Raw genomic sequence first — 21,582 nt, forward strand, 5'->3', positions numbered from 1 at the left:
GCCCTCACCACGAGGGACCAAGGAGTAAGTGTGAATAAAGCGTTGAAAGTAGCTGGGTTGAGCTTTGCACTGATGGCTGCCGGTATTGGGTCTGCTTTTGCTGAGACTAAAATTGCCGTGGTTGATATGGGTGAAGTGTTCCAAAAGTTGCCCCAGCGTGAAGCTGTGGCGACCAAGCTAAAAGGCGAATTTGAACCACGCATGCGCGAGTTACAAAAGCTGGAGGCTGACGGCCAGAAACTGGTTGAAAAGTTCAAGAAGGATGAATCCTTCATGAGCGCTGAGCAGAAGAAGCAGAGTCAAGAAAAGCTCGCTAAGTTACAAGTGGAATTCAACCAGAAGCGTCAGGCGTTTGAGCAGGACAACGGTCGCCGTCAGTCCGAAGAGCGCAATAAGATCCTGACCAAGGTGCAGGCTGCTATCGACTCTATTGCTAAGAGCAATGGCTACGATCTGGTGCTGGACCGCAATGCCGCGCCCTATGCGAGCAGCAAGCTGGATATTTCCGCTCAAGTCATTTCTCAGGTAAGCAAGAGCAACTAATTGATGGCATTTACTCTCGCACAGCTGGCTCAGCAACTGGGGGCCGAGATCCATGGCGATGGAACCTTGGAAATCCGCAAGGTAGCGACACTGGAAAAGGCTGGGGAGGGAGATATTACCTTTCTCTCCAACAAAAAGTACCGTGCTTATCTGGAGCAGAGCAAGGCGACCGCAGTGCTCATTACAGAGGCGGATTTGCCATTTTGTCCCACCAATGCTCTGGTGCTCAAAGACCCCTATGTGGGTTTTGCTCGGGTAGCTCAACTGCTCGACACTACTCCGCAACCGGCCACGGATATCCATCCGAGTGCTGTTATCGCGGCAGATGTCCAACTGGGCGAGAGAGTCGCTATCGGTGCCAATGCAGTCATCGAATCCGGTGTGGTACTGGGTGACGATGTACGCATTGGCCCAGGTTGTTTTGTTGGCAAGCATACTCGGCTGGGAGCGCGCTCTCGGCTATGGGCCAACGTTACCCTTTATCACCATGTGACCATGGGTACTGACTGTCTGGTTCAATCCGGCACAGTGATCGGTGCAGATGGTTTCGGTTATGCCAACGAACGTGGTGAATGGATCAAGATCCCCCAGCTCGGTGGTGTGACCATTGGCAACCGAGTCGAGATCGGTGCCTGCACCACCATTGACCGTGGTGCGTTGGAAGATACCCGCATCGCTGACAACGTCATCATCGACAACCAATGCCAGATCGCCCACAACGTGGAAATTGGCTACGGCACCGCCGTGGCGGGTTCTACTGTGATGGCGGGTAGTCTCAAGGTAGGCAAGTACTGTATCATTGGCGGCGCTTCGGTCTTTAACGGGCATATGGAAATCTGCGACCAAGCCACTGTAACCGGCATGGCCATGGTGATGCGACCCATCACCGAGCCCGGTGTTTACTCTTCTGGTATTCCTTTGCAAACCAACAAAGAGTGGCGCAAGACCGCCGCCCGAGTTATGCGCATTGAAGAGATGCACAAGCGGTTAAGCAAGCTTGAGAAACAGTTGGAACAAGAATAATCACGATTGGTATAGGGTACTGTTTTGACTACAGAAAAAAAGAGTTTAGGGATCCAAGAGATCATGGATCTGCTGCCCCACCGTTATCCGTTTCTGATGGTGGATAAGGTTGAAAACTACGAAATCAGTGATGAACGCAAAACCTTGCGTGCTATCAAAAATGTTTCGTTTAACGAGCCAATCTTTCAGGGACACTTTCCAGCCAAGCCGGTATTCCCAGGTGTATTGATCCTCGAAGCGATGGCGCAAGCCACCGGCATCTTGGCCTTTACCATGGTGGGTAAGCCGTCTCCCAACGAACTCTACTATTTTGCCTCCATCGACAACGCTCGCTTCAAGCGCCCGGTCGGACCCGGTGATCAGCTGGTGCTCGACGTGGAGTTCCTGAAAGAGCGTCGCGGTATTGCCAAGTTCACCGGTGTTGCTACTGTCGACGGTGAAGTAGTCTGTACTGCCGAGTTGATGTGCGCCAAACGCGAGGTTTAACACACGTGATCGATCAGACTGCCATCATTCACGATACTGCTATCGTCCATGAGTCTGCCGTGATCGGTAAAGGGGTTGAAATAGGCCCCTTTTCTGTCATCGGCGCCGAGGTAGAAATTGGCGACAACACTTGGGTTAGCTCCCATGTGGTGATCAAGGGCCCGACTAAGATTGGTCGTGGTAACAAGATCTTCCAGCACACCTCGATTGGTGAGGATTGCCAAGATAAGAAGTACGCTAATGAGCGTACTTTCCTCGAAATTGGCGATAACAACGTCATTCGTGAGAACTGTACCGTGCACCGTGGCACCATTCAGGATCAATCTCTGACCAAGGTGGGCAGCGGTAACCTGTTCATGGTCAACGTCCACGTGGCCCACGACTGCATCATCGGTGACCACTGCATCTTCGCCAATAACGCGACCCTCGCAGGCCACGTGGTGATTGGCGATTTCGTGATCTTTGGTGGTCTCTCCGCTATTCACCAGTTTGGTCGCGTTGGCTCCCACGCCTTTGTTGGTGGCTGCGCCGCTCTGAACAAGGACGTGCCGCCTTATGTGATGGCCGCTGGCAACTATGCCAAGCCGTTCGGGGTTAACTCCGAAGGATTGCGTCGCCGTGGTTTCAGCGCGGAAGCCATCTCCGCTGTCAAGCGTGCCTACAAAGAGATCTTCCGCTCCGGCAAGACCATCGAAGAGGTGCTACCCGTCCTGATCGAGATGGCGCAAAGTGAGCCAGCAGTTCAGCCCTACGTGGATTTCCTCAAAGACAACGAGCGCGGGATCATCCGTGCCTGATCCGGTTTCCAACAAGATCCGCATCGGTATCGTCGCCGGAGAAGTCTCCGGCGACATTCTGGCTGCCGGTCTGGTACGCGAGCTGCAAGCCCGCTACCCGGATGCGCAGTTTGAAGGGATTGCCGGGCCGCGAATGCAGGCTCTCGGCGTCAAGGCGTTGTTCGAGATGGAAGAGCTCTCCGTCATGGGGATCACCGAGGTGCTGGGCCGTCTGCCGCGTATTCTCAAGGTCCGTCGCGAACTGCTGCGCCACTTTATTGCCAATCCGCCCGATATTTTCATCGGCGTGGATGCACCGGATTTCAATATCGGGGTGGAGCTGAAACTGCGGCGAGCAGGCATCAAAACGGTTCACTATGTCAGCCCCTCGGTGTGGGCCTGGCGCCAGAACCGTATTCACAAGATCAAGGCCGCCACCGACATGGTGCTCGCCTTCCTGCCGTTCGAGAAAGCCTTCTACGACCGTTTCGACGCCCCTTGCCGCTTTGTGGGTCACACCATGGCGGATGACATTGCGCTGGTGCCGGATCAGGCTGCCGTGCGTCGTAATCTCGGTATCGATGCCAATCGCCGCTGGCTGGCGGTCCTACCGGGCAGCCGCCACGCCGAAGTCGGCTTTATGTCCCCCCTGTTTCTCGAAGCGTGCAAACACCTGACGGTGCGCTACCCCGATCTCGGTTTTATCGTGCCGCTGGTCAACCAGAAACGGCGCGAGCAGTTTATGGCTATCAAGGCAGAGGTAGCGCCAGGTCTCGACATGGTGCTGCTGGAAGGGCAGGGCCGTGAGGCAATGATCGCTGCCGACGTAGTGATGCTGGCCTCTGGCACCGCGGCCCTTGAGGCAATGCTAGTGAAAAAGCCGATGGTGGTGGGCTACAAGCTCAAACCCTTTAGCTACTGGCTGGCTCAGCGCCTGGTGAAAACCGAGTTTGTCTCGCTGCCCAACTTGCTCGCTGGCCGTATGTTGGTGCCGGAGCTGATCCAGCACGAATGCACTCCCGACAATCTGGTGGAAGAGGTGAGCAAGTATTTCGAGCATGATAACAGTGTGCTTATCAACACCTTCACCGATCTTCATCAACAGATCCGCTGCAATGCTGACGTGCAGGCCGCCGAAGCGGTCGCCGAGTTGCTTGGCAGGTAGCCGCCCTCGGTTCGATTAGCCGCACCGTGCTGTTATCGGATGAGCATCTCGCTGTGTCGCCGAATGCTGACCCAACCAACCTATTGAATGGAATCGTTCGAGTATGCTTGGCGATTCGAGCCGAACTCCCTTGTTTTGATTTAAGGCGACATGATGATGATCGATATTCCTGACGATAAGCTGGTTGCCGGTGTGGACGAAGTGGGCCGTGGCCCCTTGGTGGGGGATGTGGTCACCGCTGCGGTCATTCTTGATCCCGCCAATCCCATTGTTGGCCTGGCCGACTCCAAAAAGCTTTCCGAGAAGAAGCGCCTCGCCTTGGTTGACGAGATCAGAGCGAAGGCGATCGCTTGGGCTATTGGTCGCGCGAGTCCGGAGGAGATCGACGAGCTCAATATCCTGCACGCCACCATGCTGGCGATGCAGCGCGCCGTGGCAGGGCTCAAGGTCACCCCCGAGCTGGTGTTTATCGATGGCAACCGTTGCCCGGCTTTGCCGATGGAGGCGCGCGCCGTGGTTAAGGGTGATAGCCTAGTGGCCGCCATCAGTGCCGCTTCAATCCTTGCCAAGGTGACCCGCGACGCTGAGATGATCGAGCTGGACAGCCGCCATCCCGACTATGGCTTTGCCCGCCATAAGGGCTATCCAACAGCGGAACACCTCGCCATCTTGGCCGAGCGTGGCCCGCTGCCCGAATATCGCAAAAGTTTTAAACCAGTGCGCCGCGCACTGGGCATCGAGTAGACCATGCCATGTTGTTTGAGCAGCAAGAGGAGATAACAATGGCTGATCCCCGTTTTATCCACCTGCGAGTCCACTCCGACTTCTCCATGGTCGATGGCCTGCAGAAGATCAACCCCATCGTCGGGGCGGCTGCGGCCGACAACATGCCGGCGATAGCGCTGACCGATCAGATGAACATGTGTGGTCTGGTGCGTTTCTACGGCGCTGCCCACGGCAAGGGGATCAAACCCATCGTTGGGGCTGACTTCTGGGTGCAGAGCGATGAGCTGGGGGATGAGCAGTTTCATCTTACCTTGCTGGCCATGGATAACGAGGGTTACCAGAACATTACCCTGCTTATCTCCCGTGGTTATCAGCGTGGGCATCTGCAGGGGCGCCCGGTGATCGACAAGGGCTGGCTTGCTGAACACGCCAAGGGAGTGATCGTGCTCTCCGGCGGGCGCGAGGGCGACGTGGGCAAATTCCTGCTCAAGGGTAATCGGCAGATGACCGAGCAGTGCCTTACGTTCTATCAGACCCACTTCCCCGATGCTTACTACCTCGAATTGCTGCGTACCGGTCGACCCGATGAAGAGGTCTATCTGCACATGGCCGTGGCGATCGCCACCGAGTTCGAGCTGCCGGTGGTGGCGACCAACGAGGTGGTGTTCCTTAACGCCGATGATTTCGACGCCCACGAGATCCGAGTTGCCATCCACGATGGCTACACCTTGATGGACAAGCGCCGCCCGCGCCGCTACAGCCCGCAACAGTACCTACGTAGTCAGGAGGAGATGGCACAGCTGTTTGCCGACATCCCCGAAGCGTTGGAGAACACGGTGGAGATCGCCAAGCGCTGCAACGTGACGGTGCGTCTGGGCGAATACTTCCTGCCCAACTTCCCGACCGGTGACATGACCACCGAAGATTTTCTGGTCATGAAATCAAAAGAGGGATTGGAGGAGCGGCTCGCATTCCTGTTCCCTGACCCGCAAGTGCGGGCCGAGCGGCGCCCCGAGTATGATGAGCGTCTCGACATCGAGCTCAAAGTGATCAACCAGATGGGCTTCCCGGGTTACTTCCTCATCGTGATGGAGTTTATTCAGTGGTCCAAGGACAACGGTATTCCCGTTGGCCCAGGCCGGGGCTCGGGGGCGGGCTCGCTGGTGGCTTACGCCCTCAAAATCACCGACCTCGACCCACTGGAATTTGACCTGCTGTTCGAGCGTTTCTTGAACCCCGAGCGGGTATCCATGCCTGACTTCGACGTCGACTTTTGCATGGATCGGCGCGATGAGGTGATTGATCACGTCTCCGAGATGTATGGTCAGGATGCGGTGTCGCAGATCATCACCTTCGGCAGCATGGCGGCCAAGGCGGTGGTGCGGGACGTTGGAAGGGTATTGGGCCACGCCTACGGCTTTGTCGATCGCATCTCGAAGCTGATCCCACCGGATCCTGGGATGACCTTGGCCAAGGCCTTTGAAGTCGAGCCTAAATTGCCTGAGCTTTACGAGCAGGATGAGGAGGTCAAAGACCTCATCGACATGGCTCGTCGCCTCGAAGGGGTCGTGCGCAACGCTGGTAAACACGCCGGTGGGGTGGTGATAGCCCCGACCAAGATCACCGACTTTGCCCCGCTCTATTGTGATGACGAGGGTCACCATCCGGTGACCCAGTTCGATAAGAACGACGTCGAGTATGCCGGTCTGGTGAAGTTTGACTTCCTCGGTCTGCGCACCCTGACCATCATTGATTGGGCGCTTGGCATGATTAACCCGCGCCTAGCCAAAGAGGGCAAGCCGCCAGTCGACATTGCCGCTATCCCCATTGATGACAAAAAGTCATTTGATTTGCTGCAACGTTACGAGACCACGGCGGTATTCCAGCTGGAATCCCGTGGCATGAAAGATCTCATCAAGCGGCTGCAGCCCGACTGCTTCGAAGACATGATCGCGCTGGTGGCGCTGTTTCGCCCGGGTCCGCTGCAGTCAGGGATGGTGGATAACTTCATCGATCGCAAACGCGGGAATGAGGTGATCTCCTACCCAGATGCCACATGGCAGCACGAGAGCCTCAAGCCAATCCTTGAGCCCACCTACGGCATCATCGTCTATCAAGAGCAGGTGATGCAGATTGCCCAGACCTTGGCCGGGTACACCTTGGGTGGCGCAGATATGCTGCGTCGTGCCATGGGTAAGAAAAACCCGGCCGAGATGGCTAAGCAGCGTTCTGGGTTCGAGGAGGGGGCGGTCAAAAACGGCATTGACGGCGAACTGGCGGTTAAAATCTTCGATCTGGTGGAAAAGTTTGCGGGCTACGGTTTTAACAAATCGCACTCGGCTGCCTACGCGCTGGTTTCCTACCAGACCCTCTGGCTCAAGACCCACTTCCCGGCCGAGTTCATGGCGGCGGTGATGACCGCTGATATGGACAACACCGACAAGATCGTGACCTTAGTGGATGAGTGCCAGCGGATGGGATTGACCGTGATCCCGCCGGATGTGAACACTGGTCGTTATCGTTTTTCGGTCAACGAAGATGGTCACATCGTCTACGGTATCGGGGCGGTGAAGGGGGTGGGGGAAGGCCCTATCGAAGCGATCCTAGAAGCACGGGATCGGGATGGCCCGTTCCGCGATCTGTTCGACTTCTGTAACCGAGTCGACATCAAGAAACTCAACAAGCGAGTGATGGAGAAGCTGATCCTCTCCGGTGCCATGGATCGGCTCGGTCCCCACCGCGCTGCCCTGATGGCGACGCTGGAGGAGGCGATGCGTGCTGCGGACCAACACGCCAAGGCGCAGGCGGTGGGGCAGGTCGACATGTTCGGCGTGCTGACCGAGGAGATCGACGACGTCAAAAAGGCGTTTGCCAACGTGCCGCACTGGCCCGATAAAGTGTGGTTGGAGGGAGAGCGTGAAACTCTCGGGCTCTATCTGACCGGCCACCCTATCAACCAGTACAGCAGCGAATTGCGTCGTTATACCTCGGGGCGGTTGTGCGATCTGCACCCGACTTCCCGTGATACCGTGACCACCGCGGCAGGGTTGGTGATTGCGGCCCGCAGCATGGTGACCAAGCGTGGCAACAAGATGGGGATCTTCACCCTAGACGACCGCTCCGGTCGCCTCGATGTGACGCTGTTTAGTGAGGCGCTGGAAAAATATGAAGAATTGATGCAAAAAGACCGTATTTTGGTGGTTTCAGGACAGGTCAGCTTTGATGACTTCTCTGGTGGCCTTAAAATGTCGGCCCGAGAATTACTGGATATCAATGACGCGAGGGAGCGTTTTGCTAGGGCGATTCGCCTCTCCCTCGATGCACAGCGTATCGATGATCGCTTTTTTCCGCGTTTGTGCGAGATTTTGGAGCCCGCCCGTGCCGGAGTTTGTCCGGTTCAGGTAAACTATCGTCGCCCTGGTTCCCAGGTGCGACTGACGCTCGGTACCGAGTGGCGGGTGACGCCCACTGATCAACTGATAGATGACCTGCGCGTCCTGCTGGGACGAGAGCGGGTTGAATTGGTTTTTGAATAGAGGTTTTAAGGCCTTATGAGTCTTTTTCTGGATTTTGAACAGCCGATCGCCGAATTGCAGGCACAAATTGATGAGCTCCGTCATGTGAGTGAAGGCAATCGTGCCGTGGATCTTAAAGAGGAGATCCGCCGGCTGGAGAAGAAAAACGAAGAGCTGACTAAGAAGATCTTCGGTGATTTGGGGGCGTGGCAGGTATCCCAAATGGCACGTCATCCCCAGCGCCCCTATACCCTCGATTATATCGAACATATCTTTACCGATTTCGATGAGCTGGCCGGTGATCGCGCTTATGCCGATGATAAAGCCATTGTTGGCGGTATTGCTCGCTTCGACGGTGAGCCGGTGATGGTGATTGGTCAGCAAAAAGGGCGTGAGACCAAAGAGAAGATCAGACGCAACTTTGGTATGCCGCGCCCAGAAGGGTACCGTAAGGCCTTGCGTTTGATGGAGATGGCTGAGCGCTTCAAGATGCCCATTATTACCTTTATCGACACCCCAGGTGCTTATCCTGGAGTCGGTGCTGAGGAGCGTGGCCAGTCCGAAGCGATTGCCCGTAACCTCAAAGTGATGGCGGGTCTGACGGTGCCGGTGGTCTGCACCGTGATCGGTGAGGGCGGTTCTGGCGGTGCGCTGGCCATTGGGGTCGGCGATCGCGTCAACATGCTGCAGTACTCTACGTACTCTGTTATCTCTCCAGAAGGGTGTGCCTCTATTTTGTGGAAAAGTGCAGATAAAGCCCCCGTTGCTGCGGATGCCATGGGGATTACTGCTCAGCGTCTCAAAGAGCTCAAGTTGATTGATACGATTGTGGAAGAGCCTCTGGGTGGCGCACACCGTAATATCGAGTTGATGGCTAAGCGTCTTAAAGATCGCATCAAGCAAGATCTCAGCGCGTTACGCCCACTGGATGCCGAGCAGCTGTTAGAGCAGCGTTATCAGCGGTTGCTGGGTTATGGCTACTGCTAATACTTAACATCGATAGCGCACCAACTAGCCCCCGCATGATGCGGGGGCTTTTGTTATATCGCGGTGGCTTAGATGAGGGATCGCCATAAAGTGGCGGTTTTCTGTGCTAAATAAAACGCCCCGCGACGGGGGCGGGGCGTTGTTATCGACATATCGTAAGGTTTATAAATCGATATCGTCAGAGACACCTTCGTAAGCGATATCGATGGATTGCAGCTCCTTCTGCAGACGATGTTTATCTTTCAAGGCTTCTATTTCACGCCATTTGCGTTTTTTTCCCGTTGTCCCGCGGCTGCGTGAACCGAGCTCAACTACTTCTTCATAATCGAAGTTGAACATTTCCATGGTTCCCTCCTTGGTTTTTATCGTTTTCACCATCCATATAACACACCGCAGCTGAAAGTAAAACGTTTTCGTGACACTTCTATGACAGGGTAAAAAACTCGCTAAACAGCCAATAAAAAAGCCGGTCTCTTTTATTGAAAGACCGGCTTTTAGGGTGGTATTCGATGGTTTAGAGACGGCTGGCTAGCATGGTCTCCAGCTTACCTTGGTCGATGGCAAATAGCCGGATACCTTCGCCCAGCTTCTCATGGGCCATGGCGTCTTGGTTCAATTCCCAGCGAAATTCTGCTTCGGTCATCGGGCTTGGTTTAGCCTTGCGCTCGCCGGTGTAATCGAGCTTGCGGACCACGGCGGCCTCGGTGTTGCTCAATGTTTCCAGCAGGGCTGGGCCAATAGTTAGCCGATCACAGCCGGCTAGTTCTAAGATCTCACCGGTGTTACGGAAGCTGGCACCCATCACCACCGTTGGGTAGTCGTGCTGCTTGTAGTAGTTGTAGATAGCGGTCACCGAGACCACGCCTGGATCTTCGCTGGCGGTGTAGTCACGGTTGTGCTTGGCCTTGTACCAGTCGAGAATGCGCCCCACGAACGGGGAGATCAAAAAGGCGCCCGCTTCGGCACAAGCACGGGCCTGGGCGAAGGAGAACAGCAGGGTCAGATTGCACTGGATGCCCTCTTGCTCCAGCACCTCGGCGGCCCGGATCCCTTCCCAGGTGGAGGCGAGTTTGATCAGGATACGGTCGTTACTGATCCCCGCTTCGTTGTAGAGCCGGATCAGTTTGCGTGCTTTGGCGATGCTGGCGTCGGTATCGAAGGAGAGACGGGCATCCACCTCGGTGGAGATGCGGCCCGGGACGATCTTCAGCACCTCCAAACCAATGTTGACTGCCAGTTTGTCACCGGCATCGAGAATTTGCTGCGCCTTGTCTTGGCTCTGGGCTTTGGCCCATTTGACCGCATCTTCGATCAGTGGGGCGTATTCTGGGATCTCGGCTGCTTTCAGAACCAACGAGGGGTTGGTGGTGGCATCGATGGGCTGATAGCGTTTGATGGCTTCAATATCGCCGGTATCGGCAACAACGGTGGTGAGGGCTTTGAGCTGGGTTAATTGATCGGCCATAGCAAATATCGTCTCTTAAGGAGGGGAAACCCCTAGGTTGCGGGCGTGAGGCGTGGGTTGTGAAATAAAATTACATCGCCTTGCTGCCTCAAGCTCAGAAAAGGGCGATAGGCAGTGCCCATCGTCATTGCCTGCCTAATTAATACTGATGTGCTACATCCTGCAATAGGGGGAGTTGATGGTTAAACGTCCAGCCCCTTGCACGGCGAGGACTAATCATATGAAAATATATGATAAATAAGGTTTTTTAACGCAATTTAGAGCCTTGCCGGCAATTCTTTTGCGGCCAAATTTTTTAACCAATATTCATATTTGTGTCATTGGTCACACAAATGTTCAAGGTTGGGGCTTGAAATTTTATTACAGCGAAAACGTTTGGCACTGTCACACCATAAGTGTCGTTGGCTATAGAAACGTTTATAACGACAAGTGTTAACAAAAAAATTCAGATGAGTCTTTTAGCGTGAGCAGAATATTAGGTTGGTAACTGATTGTAATAAAAGATTTTTTTATAAAATAGATGGGTTTCAAATGAAGTTTGTTAGCTCATTTTTTGTCTCTCCAGTGATAGGGATCACTATTCTGGGCTCTCCCACTGTGCTAGATTCCGGCCCTTTAGCGCTATCGCTAATTAAAAGACAGACAATAAGCGGCCAGCGCAGATTGGTCATGGATGTGTATAACAACGAGAGAATTATGGATACCTTGATTGCGATGTTAAACGACCTGATGTGGGGAGCGGTGCTCATCTACCTGCTGATTGGGGTCGGTATCTTTTTCACCTTCCGTCTGGGGTTTATCCAGATCCGTCATTTTGGTCACATGTTCTCCGTGCTGAAAAACAGCCGTAAATCGGATAACGCTGGCATCTCCTCTTTCCAAGCGCTGTGCACTAGCTTAGCGGCACGGGTCGGTACGGGTAACTTGGCCGGGGTGGCCGTTGCCATCTATTTGGGCGGCCCTGGGGCTATTTTCTGGATGTGGCTGATTGCCTTTATTGGTATGGCCACCGCCTTCGTTGAGAGCACCCTAGCCCAGCTCTATAAGGTCAAAGATGAGGATGGCAACTACCGCGGCGGCCCTGCCTACTACATGGAGAAAGGCCTTGGTATGCGCTGGATGGGGGTGCTGTTTTCACTCTGCCTGATCTTGGCCTTTGGTCTGGTGTTTAATGCGGTACAAGCAAACTCCATTAGCTTGGCGATGAAGGTTGCCTTTGGCATCCCTGATTGGGTCAGTGGTCTTGCGCTGGTGCTGCTGTCTGGTTTGATCATCTTCGGTGGGATTCGCGGCATCGCCCGTTTTGCCGAGTTGGTGGTGCCGTTTATGGCGCTGGCGTACATTCTGATGGCCCTGTTTGTGGTGCTGATGAATATTGGCGAGTTGCCTGCCGTGTTTAGCCTGATCATCAAATCCGCTTTTGGTATCGAACAGGCGGGGTCAGGGGCCATTGGCTATGCCATTTCCCAGGCGATGCTCAACGGGATCAAGCGTGGTCTCTTCTCTAACGAAGCAGGGATGGGCTCGGCGCCCAATGCCGCTGCGACCGCTACCCCTTATCCGCCACATCCTGCCTCGCAAGGCTATGTGCAGATGCTGGGGGTGTTCCTCGATACCATCGTTATTTGCAGTTGCACTGCGGCGATTATCTTGATGTCTGGTCAATTCGAACCTGGCTCAGGCGTCACGGGGGTTGAGCTGACTCAGCGTGCCCTCTCCTCTCAGGTTGGTAGTGGCGGCAACATCTTTATTGCAGCGGCGATTTTCTTCTTCGCGTTCACCTCTATCGTGGCAAATTATTCCTATGCCGAGACCAACCTGGTGTTCCTTGAGCACAACCACAAAGGGGGGTTGGTACTGTTTCGGATGTTCGTGCTGGGCATGGTGATGTTTGGGGCGGTAGGTGAGCTGCCGATTGTGTGGGCGATGGCGGATGTTTCAATGGGATTGATGGCGATCGTCAACCTGATTGCCATCTTGCTGCTGTCAGGCGTTGCCATCAAGCTGGCCAAGGATTACAACGATCAGCTTAAGCTGGGTAAGTTGCCCACCTTTGATGCCAACAAATACCCAGAACTGCGCAGCCAGTTAGAAGAGGGGATTTGGGATAACCCGTCTCAGCATCAGGAGCGGTGATAACATCAAGCACTGATGGCACGTCAAGGGGAGCGTGATGCTCCCCTTATGATGAGAACCGCCGCACAGGCTGCTGGTTCAAGGTAAGCACTGCTCCCATTACGCCGCCTGAAATAGGCCCGCACTGCGCTTTTCCCTCCTGCATAAGCCACCTGTGGGCGAGTAATAGAGTTTCATACCAGATCTGACGGTAGGCCAACGTTTCATGGTTTTGAACATCCCTCACGGAGGTAATAGTGTCATACCAACTGGTGAGATCTGCCCCCATTGGATCACACCCAAGAACAATAAAGTGTCATACCAGCCTGTTTTATTGTTCCCTGAACCCATTTAACAGAACGTTTCATTATGCGCAGTCATGCCTGTAGGTAGAACAAAGGGACCAGAGGCCCCTTGATGTCAACTTGGTTCATCAAACAAGGATAATGTGGCCGCAGGAAACTTGAATCGCATAGGTTCTCGATGATGCGGATCAAACCAGATGCACTGAATGCCATTTTCAAGAATCTCGGCAACAGTCATCACAGGCTTATCACTACTACACAGAGTGACATTATCACGAACGGAGAAAACAGGTTCTTGCTGTTGGTGCAGTCTACGAGTTGTCTGAGGACTTTTCGTAACAAGAAGAGCGCTATCGAAAGTCCATTCAACGGGCTCCCCGCCCATTTCTTGGTTAAACCAAATGCAGGTAACCTTACTTCCATCCTCAGCTACCGAGCTAACGGTCATCTTCTGTTGGCAATTAGGTAAGGCCACTTGCTGACCTAGTGCTAGTGTAAAGCGCATAAGAAACCTCTTCGCATTCTGATGCCGATAAATGGAATTATCGGCATCATCAATTATAAGTCTTTGTTATTAAAAGGTTTCTTTGAAAATATAACTTCCGTTGGTTATATCGCAAAATGTCAAGCTAACATTGTGCATCTTTTCAAGACTCGCATGAACGTGTTTGATATGTTCATCTGAAAGAACCTGTGTTGAGGTTACACAATAGACATTGTCGGGCTGCAATGGACTAACGTCTTCACGCTTTAAATACCCTGTCCCACTACGCGGCAAATCATATCTGTAATTATGCATCTATCAGCCAGCCTTTCGTTTGTAGAGCACTATGCTCCATACGGATATTGGGGCTATTGCTTGCAAACCAAGCCCTTACTGACAAAAAATTTCTTGTAAGAGATAACACCCCTCCCACTGGACGGAGAGACTGTCCTTCAATAGAGATTGGTACCGGATCCGACGGTAAACCAACGGGGCGTGGCTACGGCCTAAGTAAGGATGAATCTTTATTGCTCGGTATGACACTTTGATACTTGGTATGGCACTTTATTACTCGCCAACACCACCAGCGGATAGTGAAGCGGGGTGTGCCAATCCATCGGATTGCTCTCATTATTGATTAATTTGTTTTATAGCAGGTCGTTGCGATCTGGGTCGCTTTTCTCCGTTGTTATCACGCGTATTATCAAATAACAAAAAGACTCGATTGGGTTTTTGTGACAATGCGGTAATGAGGGAGGAGTGATGCTGGGTTTTGTCTTGGGTGATATGTATGGTCGCTGGCCTTTGTTAACGCCGCCGCCGCGGTTGGGCAAGCATTTTCCTCTGCCTGCGGGCTATCAATGTTATGGGCGCGTCTCTGCCGCCATGATGACGATCGACACACTGCTTGCGACGCCCTATCCACAGAAGCTGTATCGTGATCTGGTCTACGGTCATGTGGTCGAGCGGCAACGCCGCTTGTTTGCAGAGCATATTGTGTTAGCCCGCCCCGCCCAAGGCGAGGAGCTTGAGCGCTCCATCGAGCGGTCATTTATCAGCACGGCAGTCCCCGTGGGGCTGCTGGCGATGTCGGAAGAGATTGCCCTGTTAACCGCCCCCCGTCCTAAAAAGAGTCACCCTCAATGGGCTGCACTGTGCAAGGTGATTGATTGCACTGTGATGCTGCTGTTCTACGCCAAGGTGATCCGTCAGCGTAATGCGGTGCTCGCAAATATCAGCCACCAGTTTGGCTACCAGCCTGAGGTTAGCTTGCGCGCGCGCGTAGCCAGTGCGACAGAGGGAGATCATGAGGCCTTTATCATCAACATCATGACCGGTATCGCCCACGCTGACTCGTTCAAAGAGAGTTTGGAAAATGGCATCAAGATGGGGATGCGCGATCCTGCGTTCTTCTGCATTGTTGGCGCGATTGCCAGCACGCTATGGGGCGTGCCCAAGGTATGGGCGTATCAGGTTTCGCAATTTATTCAGCGTGAGCATGACCTCTATCTGCAACTTTTATCGCGCTGCGAGACCCGAGCAGGGCGTCGCCAGATAAATCTGGTGCCACCCAAGCCGCCCTTCTTCGCCCCTGTCCGCCAGCAGGTAGCCCGTCTATTTAACAGTGCCTAGCGAGTTGTCGCTTAGTCGGACGACGGGCCTGCTCTGCTGGCGCAAGGGGGGGAGACGGTCAGCACGCCAACCGGGTTGTTAGTGGCCAAGTGTGGCTAGGCAGGATAGAGCGCCCCTAATACCGCCAAACGGCGTGCACCGGTCACGGCTGGCAGGTTACCCGGTTTGCGGGCAATAAACTGCTGTGCCAGCCACCCAAAGGCAGCCCCTTCCACCCAGTCGGGGGCTAGCTCTAACTCTGCGGTGCTAGCAATACGCCACTGTGGCAACAAAGTGGCCAGCTCAGCAAGCAGCGGTGGATTGTGAGCCCCGCCGCCACAGACGAACAGATCAGCCTGTGCGGGGCGGCCCTCGGTGGGGGCTGCGAGCGTTGGTAACTGATGAGCGATAGTGTGGCAGGTGAGTGATTGCAGGGTCCGCTGTACATCGACTGCGGCGTAGTGGTGGCCCGCCAGCTGGTCGTCGAGCCAAGCTAGGGTAAACATCTCGCGCCCTGTGCTCTTGGGGGCGGGGCTGCTGAAATAGGGGTGGGTGAGCAACTGAGCTAGCAGCTCGGGGAGTAACTGACCACTGGCCGCCCATTGACCACCCGCATCATAATTGCCGCCTTGCGGCTGATGACGGCGATACCAGCCATCAAGCAGGGTATTCGCTGGGCCTGTATCAAAGCCATATACCCCATCAGGATGGCCCGGCAGTACTGAAATATTGGCGATCCCCCCTAAGTTCAACACGACCCGCATTACCCCCGGTTTGGCGAAGATAGCCTGATGAAAGGCCGGTACTAACGGCGCTCCCTGCCCCCCCAACGCCATGTCTAGGGTACGAAAATCAGCGATCACATCAATCCCAGTCAGTGCCGCTAGCAAGGCGGCGTTGCCGATTTGCAAGGTAAATCCTAAGTGGGGGCGATGGCGGATGGTCTGGCCGTGGCTACCGATGGCGCGAATGTCTTTGGCGGTCAATCCCGCCTTGGCGAGCAGTGCGTGGGTGGCAGCGGCAAACTCTTGGGCAATCAAGTTGTCGGCCACTCCCATCCGGTCGATCTCATTATCACTGGGCGTACACAGCGCATGGAGGGCGTCAGCCGTCTGCGCTGGCCAAGGGTGGCAAAGCGCGGCCTCGACCTGCAACGACTCGGCGGTGCAATGGATAAGTACCGCATCGATCCCGTCCATGCTGGTCCCTGACATCAATCCGATATAACGCTCACTCATGGCATCTCCTTGTGGGGCAAGGGCGTTTCGACGCCAGCATCGACAGTGGATGTGGCGTAACGAGGGCTCATCGGCACATCCAGGTGAAGGATGGCAAGGTCGCTGCCCCTGTTAGTGGGTAAGGTGACTGTCTGCCTTGGTTGTATCACAGCAGAAATAGGTCTCCTAGGGGCCATGGCGAGATTTACCCTCTGCGATCACTCTCTTGACGCTGGGCCAGTTGCAGATCGGGTTGATTCAACTTGGCTAGCTGCGGTGCGGCAAGGCGTTTGAAATTAGCCAATTCGCGCCCTGTCAGGGTATCCGCTTGGGGCAAGGTGAGGGTGCGTGGATTTTTGTGAATACCGCCCACTACGAATTCATAGTGCAGATGAGCACCAGTCACACGGCCAGTGCCGCCTAAGGTGCCAATGGTTTGCCCCTGTTTGACCCGCTGGCCTTTATTCACCGTGCGCTTGGTCAGGTGCAGGTACTTGGTCACGTAGTTGCCAGCGTGCTTGATAAAGACATAGTTGCCGTTGAACTGGTTGTAGCCCGCCGCCACCACGCTGCCTGAGCCCGCTGCCATGATGGGAGTGCCCACGGGTGCCACATAATCGATGCCGTTGTGGGGGCGGATTTTGCCGGTCACCGGATGAAGACGACGGGGATTGAAGTTGGAGCTGATGTATTTGAAGTTGACCGGCGCACGCAGGAAGCTCTTGCGCATCGCCTTGCCTTCGGGGGTGTAGTAGTTGTCATCCTCGTGGAGAATGGCGCGATAGGTCACCCCTTGGTTGACGAACTCGGCGGCCAGAATATCGCCGGAGGCGACCCGCTCGTCGTCGCGGAATTTGTTTTGGTAGACCACGCGAAAGCGGTCGCCTGGCTGCAAATCTTGGGCAAAATCGATGTCCCAGCCGAAGATGGCAGCCAGATCCATGATCTGATCTTCCGTCATCCCCGCTGCTACTGCGGCGCCCCAGAAGCTAGAGCGGATCTCGCCTTCCGTCACCTGCTCACGGGTGTCTAACGCCAAGGTGATGGAGCGAGCCACAAAGGCGTCGGCTTGACGACGGATCTTCAGTGCCTGCTCCACGCTGTGGGGGTAATAGAGGCTATGAAGCTCGCCCTGCTGGTTGAATTTGAATGTCAGCTCCTGCCCTGGCTGTAACATCCGCAGCGGGTCACTGCCATCCAGCTGATCAATCTGATGCAAATCGGTGCTGGCAATGCCCATCCGTTGAAAAATGGCCCCCATGTTATCACCACGACGCACGGTCACCCGTTTGGTGGTATAGCGCGGTGGGGCGCTGCTCGGCTCGTCGCCTGATAACGCGGGCTGCGCGGCCGTGGCGATCTCAGAGGGGGTAAGCGTGCGGGGTTGCTGATGTTGGCTAGGCCATGCCGCCAGCATCATCACCATGATACTGAATATCAGCACCCAGCGCCGGTGCCAGAAAGAGAGGGAATTGAATGCGTGCCATATAACCATGAGAGCAGATGACGTTGAACCAAGCAGAGGGGGCAGAGTTTACCGCCTTTCCAATTAAGCCGCCATTCCAGTAATATGTTCGGCCCTGTGAAATCGTGATGGAGAGTCAAAACATGTCCCAGCTCGAGGTGGCGCTAGCCGAAATCAAGCGCGGAGCGGAAGAAATTCTGGTTGAAGAAGAACTTATCGCTAAGTTGAAGGAAGGGCGCCCACTGCGCATCAAGTTGGGGATGGACCCGACGGCACCAGATATTCATCTGGGGCACACCGTAATCCTGAATAAGCTCAAGACGTTCCAAGATCTGGGCCATGAGATCATTTTGTTGATCGGTGATTTCACCGCCATGGTGGGCGACCCGTCCGGTAAGAACAGCACCCGTCCGCCGCTCTCTGAAGAGGCAATTAAGCACAACGCCCTCACTTATGCCGAGCAGGCATTCAAGATCCTCGATCCTAACAAGACCCGCATCGAGTACAACTCCAGCTGGCTGAGCGAGCTGGGTGCGACCGGCATGATCAAGCTGGCGGCCAAGCAGACCGTGGCCCGCATGATGGAACGGGATGACTTCAAGAAGCGCTACACCGGTGGCCAATCCATCGCGATTCACGAATTCCTCTATCCGCTGCTGCAAGGCTATGACTCGGTTGCGCTCAAGGCGGACGTTGAGCTGGGCGGTACCGACCAGAAGTTCAATCTGCTGATGGGCCGTGAGCTGCAAAAAGATGCCGGCATGGCCGCCCAGTGTGTGCTGATGATGCCGCTGCTGGTGGGGCTAGACGGCGTCAAGAAGATGTCCAAGTCCGCTGCCAACTACATCGGCGTCCATGACGCCCCGGGCGAGATGTTCGGCAAGATCATGTCCATCACCGACGATCTGATGTGGAACTATTACGAGCTGCTCTCCTTCCGTCCGCTGGCTGAGATTGAAGAGTTCAAGGCTGGTATCGCTGCCGGTACCCTCAACCCGCGTGACGTGAAGATCTGGCTGGCCAAAGAGATCATCACCCGCTACCACGACGAAGCGGCAGCCGACGCGGCCCACGACGATTTCACCCAGCGCTTCTCCAAGAACGCCATGCCGGATGACATGCCGGAAGTCGAGCTGGCACTGGAAGGCGAAGGGCTGGCCATTGCCAACCTGCTCAAAGAGGCCGAGCTGGTGGCCACCACCTCCGAAGCGCTGCGGATGATCAAGCAGGGCGCGGTCAAGGTGGATGGCGAGAAGCTGGAAGATGGTAAGGCACTGGTCGGTAGCGGCACCGCTGTTTATCAGGTTGGTAAGCGCAAGTTTGCCCGAGTCACCATCAAATAAACCCACGTCGAGTCAGGCCTCTGGGGGCCTGACTGGTCTTTGTCATGTCTCACGGGATATTGCTCAACTGGGTTAGCCAATAACGTTTAACTCATTGACGTTAAGGCAATAAAAAAGCGCCGTTAGGCGCTTTTTTATTGCTGGTCGCTATTGTTTATAGCCCTTGAGGAAGCGGGCGAGGCGGCCGATGGCCTCTTCCAGCTCCTCTTCGCGGGGCAGGAATACCAGCCGGAAGTGATCCGGCGCCGGCCAGTTAAAGCCGGTGCCCTGTACCAGCAAGAGCTTCTCTTGCTGCAGCAGGTCGAACACCATCTTCTGGTCGTCGCGAATGTCGTACACCTTGGGGTCGAGGCGCGGGAACATGTAGAGCGCCCCCTTGGGCTTGACGCAGGAGACTCCCGGAATATCGTTGAGCAGCTCCCACGCTTTGTCGCGCTGACGGCGCAGACGCCCGCCTGGCAGGATCAGCTCGTTGATGCTCTGGTAGCCGCCAAGGGCGGTCTGGATGGCGTGCTGCATCGGCACGTTGGCACACAGCCGCATCGAGGCCAGCATCTCCAGCCCCTCGATGTAGCCCTTGGCACGGCCCTTGGGACCGGTGATGACCATCCAACCTTGACGAAACCCACAGGCGCGGTAGGCCTTGGATAGGCCGTTGAAGGTCACCACCATCACATCGTCACACAGGGTACAGACGCTGGTGTGGGAGATGTCGTCATAGAGGATCTTGTCGTAGATCTCGTCGGCGAAGATGATGAGGTTGTGCTGGCGGGCGATCTCGATCACCTCCAGCAGGAACTCGCTGCCGTAGACGGCACCGGTCGGGTTGTTGGGGTTGATCAGCACCAGGCCGCGGGTACGCGGGGTGATGCGGGCGCGGATGTCGTCGAGATCCGGATACCAGTCAGCCCCTTCGTCGCAGCGGTAGTGCACCGCATGGCCGCCAGACAGCGTGACCGCAGCAGTCCAGAGCGGGTAGTCGGGGGAGGGCACCAGCATCTCATCGCCGTTGTTGAGCAGCGCCTGCATCGCCATCACGATCAATTCGCTCGCACCATTGCCGATGTAGATATCGTCGATGTCGACCTTGCGCATCCCTTTTTGCTGGTAGTACTGCATCACCGCTTTACGGGCAGAAAACAGCCCCTTGGAGTCGCAGTAGCCTTGGCTCAGCGGCATGTTGAGGATCACATCTTTAATGATCTCTTCCGGCGCATCAAAGCCAAACGGGGCGGGATTGCCAATGTTAAGCTTGATAATACGGTGGCCTTCATCTTCGAGGCGGCGCGCTTCTTTATGCACTGGGCCGCGGATGTCATAGCAGACATCGTCGAGCTTGTGCGACTTGTCGATGGTGAACATGGTGAGTGTGATTCCTTCCCCGTGGGGACGCGTTGGCAAAAAAGGCGGTTATTAGTATCAAATTTCCCTTCCTCTATTCTTCACAGAATTGAATGCTAGAACAATCCTCTTTTTAGAAGAATTCCCTGATTTTTAGCCCAAGGAGAGGGCGGCGGATTTTACTCCTTAGTGTGTTAATGGGTATTAGTAGCCATTTATCCAGATAAAAAACAGCAATAGGTGACAACGCTGCCGCTATAAGCTGTTTTTACCTTAATTTATAGATGAATTAACTTGAAGTGCGCATGGTCCGCCTTCGTTGCGATTACCTGCGCTATGGGCAGGCGCATAGCGCCCTTGGCGAGCGGCGGGGACAAAAAAAGCCAGCCCGGGTGGGCTGGCTGAGGCTAACGAGCAAGGGATCAGGCTGCGCGATGGTAGACCGACGCGGCAAAGAGCTGCTTATTGGCGGCCAGTTCAATGGGATCAAAATCATCGACGTTGATGGTGCGCAAGCGACTGATTTCGGCGCGGCGCAGCAGCTCGGCTTCGCTCTGGCTGAGCACGCCAGTGGCCAGCCCTATGTCGGCCACCTTGTCGAGTGCTAAGAAGGGGCGCTTGATGCCATCCGCCTTGCAGACTTTGTCAAACAGCGGCTCGGCGGCCAGCACGTCATCGAGCGCCTGCTCCAGTAGGCCAAAGGGGTTGCCCTCTTCGCGGGTCAGGTACTGCCCCTTAGCTAAGCGGCTGCGAGTCTCGCTCGGGGTTTGCAACAGACGGGCAACTTGGCTGTCTAGCAGGTCGCTCGGGCGCTGCATGTCGCGCCCGAGCGGCAGTACGATGGCGCGCAGGGCCAGACCAATCCAGCGATTTGGGAAGTTGCGCAGCAGCTCGTCGATCGCCTCTTGGGCCTTGAACAGGGCATCTTGCAGCGCCCAGTGCAGCAACGGCAGGTCGGCCTGCTGGCGTCCCTCATCCTGATAGCGCTTGAGGGCGCTGGAGGCCAGATAAAGCT

The 21,582-nt window shown here is 55.2% G+C and carries 17 protein-coding genes; 11 read left to right on the forward strand and 6 right to left on the reverse strand.

The window, feature by feature from the left end; translation table 11 throughout:
* The first annotated feature begins 30 nt into the window (after positions 1–30).
* From CUC53_RS12175 to accA, 8 genes are all read left to right on the forward strand, one after another.
* Complete coding sequence (locus CUC53_RS12175; RefSeq protein WP_100294417.1) at positions 31–543, forward strand: OmpH/Skp family outer membrane protein; 513 nt, start codon at positions 31–33, stop codon at positions 541–543.
* 3 nt (positions 544–546) lie between these two features.
* On the forward strand, positions 547–1,566 hold the full coding sequence (lpxD, locus tag CUC53_RS12180) for a UDP-3-O-(3-hydroxymyristoyl)glucosamine N-acyltransferase (RefSeq protein ID WP_100294433.1): 1,020 nt from the start codon (positions 547–549) through the stop codon (positions 1,564–1,566).
* A gap of 24 nt (positions 1,567–1,590) precedes the next feature.
* Positions 1,591–2,052: a 3-hydroxyacyl-ACP dehydratase FabZ gene (gene fabZ / locus CUC53_RS12185; protein WP_010673414.1), complete on the forward strand. Its 462-nt coding sequence runs from the start codon at positions 1,591–1,593 to the stop codon at positions 2,050–2,052.
* Between the two features lie 5 nt (positions 2,053–2,057).
* Positions 2,058–2,849 (forward strand): acyl-ACP--UDP-N-acetylglucosamine O-acyltransferase, encoded by a 792-nt coding sequence (gene lpxA / locus CUC53_RS12190; RefSeq protein WP_100294418.1) that lies wholly within the window; start codon positions 2,058–2,060, stop codon positions 2,847–2,849.
* Positions 2,842–3,993 (forward strand): lipid-A-disaccharide synthase, encoded by a 1,152-nt coding sequence (gene lpxB, locus CUC53_RS12195; RefSeq protein ID WP_100294419.1) that lies wholly within the window; start codon positions 2,842–2,844, stop codon positions 3,991–3,993. The genes lpxA and lpxB overlap by 8 nt, the downstream gene beginning before the upstream one ends.
* 153 nt (positions 3,994–4,146) lie before the next feature.
* Positions 4,147–4,737, forward strand: coding sequence for a ribonuclease HII (gene rnhB, locus CUC53_RS12200; protein ID WP_100294420.1), 591 nt, complete (start codon positions 4,147–4,149; stop codon positions 4,735–4,737).
* Between the two features lie 38 nt (positions 4,738–4,775).
* Positions 4,776–8,255, forward strand: a complete 3,480-nt coding sequence (gene dnaE, locus CUC53_RS12205; RefSeq protein WP_100294421.1) for a DNA polymerase III subunit alpha — start codon at positions 4,776–4,778, stop codon at positions 8,253–8,255.
* Between the two features lie 15 nt (positions 8,256–8,270).
* The gene (gene accA / locus CUC53_RS12210) at positions 8,271–9,221 is read left to right on the forward strand and encodes an acetyl-CoA carboxylase carboxyl transferase subunit alpha (protein WP_100294422.1); all 951 of its coding nucleotides are present in this window, start codon (positions 8,271–8,273) and stop codon (positions 9,219–9,221) included.
* Between the two features lie 162 nt (positions 9,222–9,383).
* On the opposite strand, the gene CUC53_RS12215 is transcribed toward accA, so the two are convergent.
* Together CUC53_RS12215 and tal are read right to left on the reverse strand one after the other, a co-directional pair.
* Entirely contained in the window at positions 9,384–9,566 is a 183-nt protein-coding gene (locus tag CUC53_RS12215) for a DUF3545 family protein (RefSeq protein ID WP_100294423.1), read from the reverse strand.
* Between the two features lie 169 nt (positions 9,567–9,735).
* On the reverse strand, positions 9,736–10,686 hold the full coding sequence (gene tal / locus CUC53_RS12220) for a transaldolase (RefSeq protein ID WP_100294424.1): 951 nt from the start codon (positions 10,684–10,686) through the stop codon (positions 9,736–9,738).
* A 696-nt stretch (positions 10,687–11,382) separates the two neighbouring features.
* Between tal and CUC53_RS12225 the strand changes: the two genes are divergently transcribed.
* Positions 11,383–12,822: an alanine/glycine:cation symporter family protein gene (locus CUC53_RS12225; protein ID WP_100294425.1), complete on the forward strand. Its 1,440-nt coding sequence runs from the start codon at positions 11,383–11,385 to the stop codon at positions 12,820–12,822.
* 1,530 nt (positions 12,823–14,352) lie between these two features.
* Positions 14,353–15,222 (forward strand): hypothetical protein, encoded by an 870-nt coding sequence (locus CUC53_RS12235; protein ID WP_100294427.1) that lies wholly within the window; start codon positions 14,353–14,355, stop codon positions 15,220–15,222.
* 95 nt (positions 15,223–15,317) lie between these two features.
* Here the strand turns inward: CUC53_RS12235 and CUC53_RS12240 are convergent, their stop codons facing one another.
* Both CUC53_RS12240 and CUC53_RS12245 read right to left on the reverse strand, forming a co-directional pair.
* A complete protein-coding gene (locus CUC53_RS12240) occupies positions 15,318–16,439 on the reverse strand; it encodes an anhydro-N-acetylmuramic acid kinase (protein ID WP_100294428.1) in 1,122 nt (373 codons plus the stop codon).
* Positions 16,440–16,623: 184 nt separating this feature from the next.
* Positions 16,624–17,913 (reverse strand): peptidoglycan DD-metalloendopeptidase family protein, encoded by a 1,290-nt coding sequence (locus tag CUC53_RS12245; RefSeq protein WP_100294429.1) that lies wholly within the window; start codon positions 17,911–17,913, stop codon positions 16,624–16,626.
* A gap of 113 nt (positions 17,914–18,026) precedes the next feature.
* Here CUC53_RS12245 and tyrS point away from each other — a divergent pair, with 113 nt between their 5' ends.
* Complete coding sequence (gene tyrS / locus CUC53_RS12250) at positions 18,027–19,226, forward strand: tyrosine--tRNA ligase (RefSeq protein WP_100294430.1); 1,200 nt, start codon at positions 18,027–18,029, stop codon at positions 19,224–19,226.
* A 147-nt stretch (positions 19,227–19,373) separates the two neighbouring features.
* Here tyrS and CUC53_RS12255 read toward each other — a convergent pair whose 3' ends face one another.
* Together CUC53_RS12255 and CUC53_RS12260 are read right to left on the reverse strand one after the other, a co-directional pair.
* Positions 19,374–20,588 carry a pyridoxal phosphate-dependent aminotransferase gene (locus CUC53_RS12255; RefSeq protein ID WP_011706443.1) on the reverse strand — a complete coding sequence of 405 codons (1,215 nt, stop codon included), beginning with the start codon at positions 20,586–20,588 and terminating at the stop codon, positions 19,374–19,376.
* A gap of 401 nt (positions 20,589–20,989) precedes the next feature.
* Positions 20,990–21,582 (reverse strand): acyl-CoA dehydrogenase domain-containing protein (locus CUC53_RS12260; RefSeq protein ID WP_157798262.1); only part of this gene is annotated, 593 nt, incomplete at its 5' end.

This window comes from Aeromonas cavernicola, from assembly GCF_002795305.1.
GTDB classification, from domain to species: Bacteria; Pseudomonadota; Gammaproteobacteria; order Enterobacterales; family Aeromonadaceae; genus Aeromonas; species Aeromonas cavernicola.

Excerpts from the sequence above, each read along its gene's own strand:
- CUC53_RS12240 (WP_100294428.1), bottom strand. The coding sequence starts at position 16,439 with ATGAGTGAGCGTTATATCGGATTGATGTCAGGGACCAGCATGGACGGG.
- lpxD (WP_100294433.1), top strand. The coding sequence starts at position 547 with ATGGCATTTACTCTCGCACAGCTGGCTCAGCAACTGGGGGCCGAGATC.
- tal (WP_100294424.1), bottom strand. The coding sequence starts at position 10,686 with ATGGCCGATCAATTAACCCAGCTCAAAGCCCTCACCACCGTTGTTGCC.
- CUC53_RS12225 (WP_100294425.1), top strand. The coding sequence starts at position 11,383 with ATGGATACCTTGATTGCGATGTTAAACGACCTGATGTGGGGAGCGGTG.
- dnaE (WP_100294421.1), top strand. The coding sequence starts at position 4,776 with ATGGCTGATCCCCGTTTTATCCACCTGCGAGTCCACTCCGACTTCTCC.
- accA (WP_100294422.1), top strand. The coding sequence starts at position 8,271 with ATGAGTCTTTTTCTGGATTTTGAACAGCCGATCGCCGAATTGCAGGCA.
- CUC53_RS12215 (WP_100294423.1), bottom strand. The coding sequence starts at position 9,566 with ATGGAAATGTTCAACTTCGATTATGAAGAAGTAGTTGAGCTCGGTTCA.
- CUC53_RS12245 (WP_100294429.1), bottom strand. The coding sequence starts at position 17,913 with ATGGTTATATGGCACGCATTCAATTCCCTCTCTTTCTGGCACCGGCGC.
- CUC53_RS12255 (WP_011706443.1), bottom strand. The coding sequence starts at position 20,588 with ATGTTCACCATCGACAAGTCGCACAAGCTCGACGATGTCTGCTATGAC.
- tyrS (WP_100294430.1), top strand. The coding sequence starts at position 18,027 with ATGTCCCAGCTCGAGGTGGCGCTAGCCGAAATCAAGCGCGGAGCGGAA.
- CUC53_RS12235 (WP_100294427.1), top strand. The coding sequence starts at position 14,353 with ATGCTGGGTTTTGTCTTGGGTGATATGTATGGTCGCTGGCCTTTGTTA.
- rnhB (WP_100294420.1), top strand. The coding sequence starts at position 4,147 with ATGATGATCGATATTCCTGACGATAAGCTGGTTGCCGGTGTGGACGAA.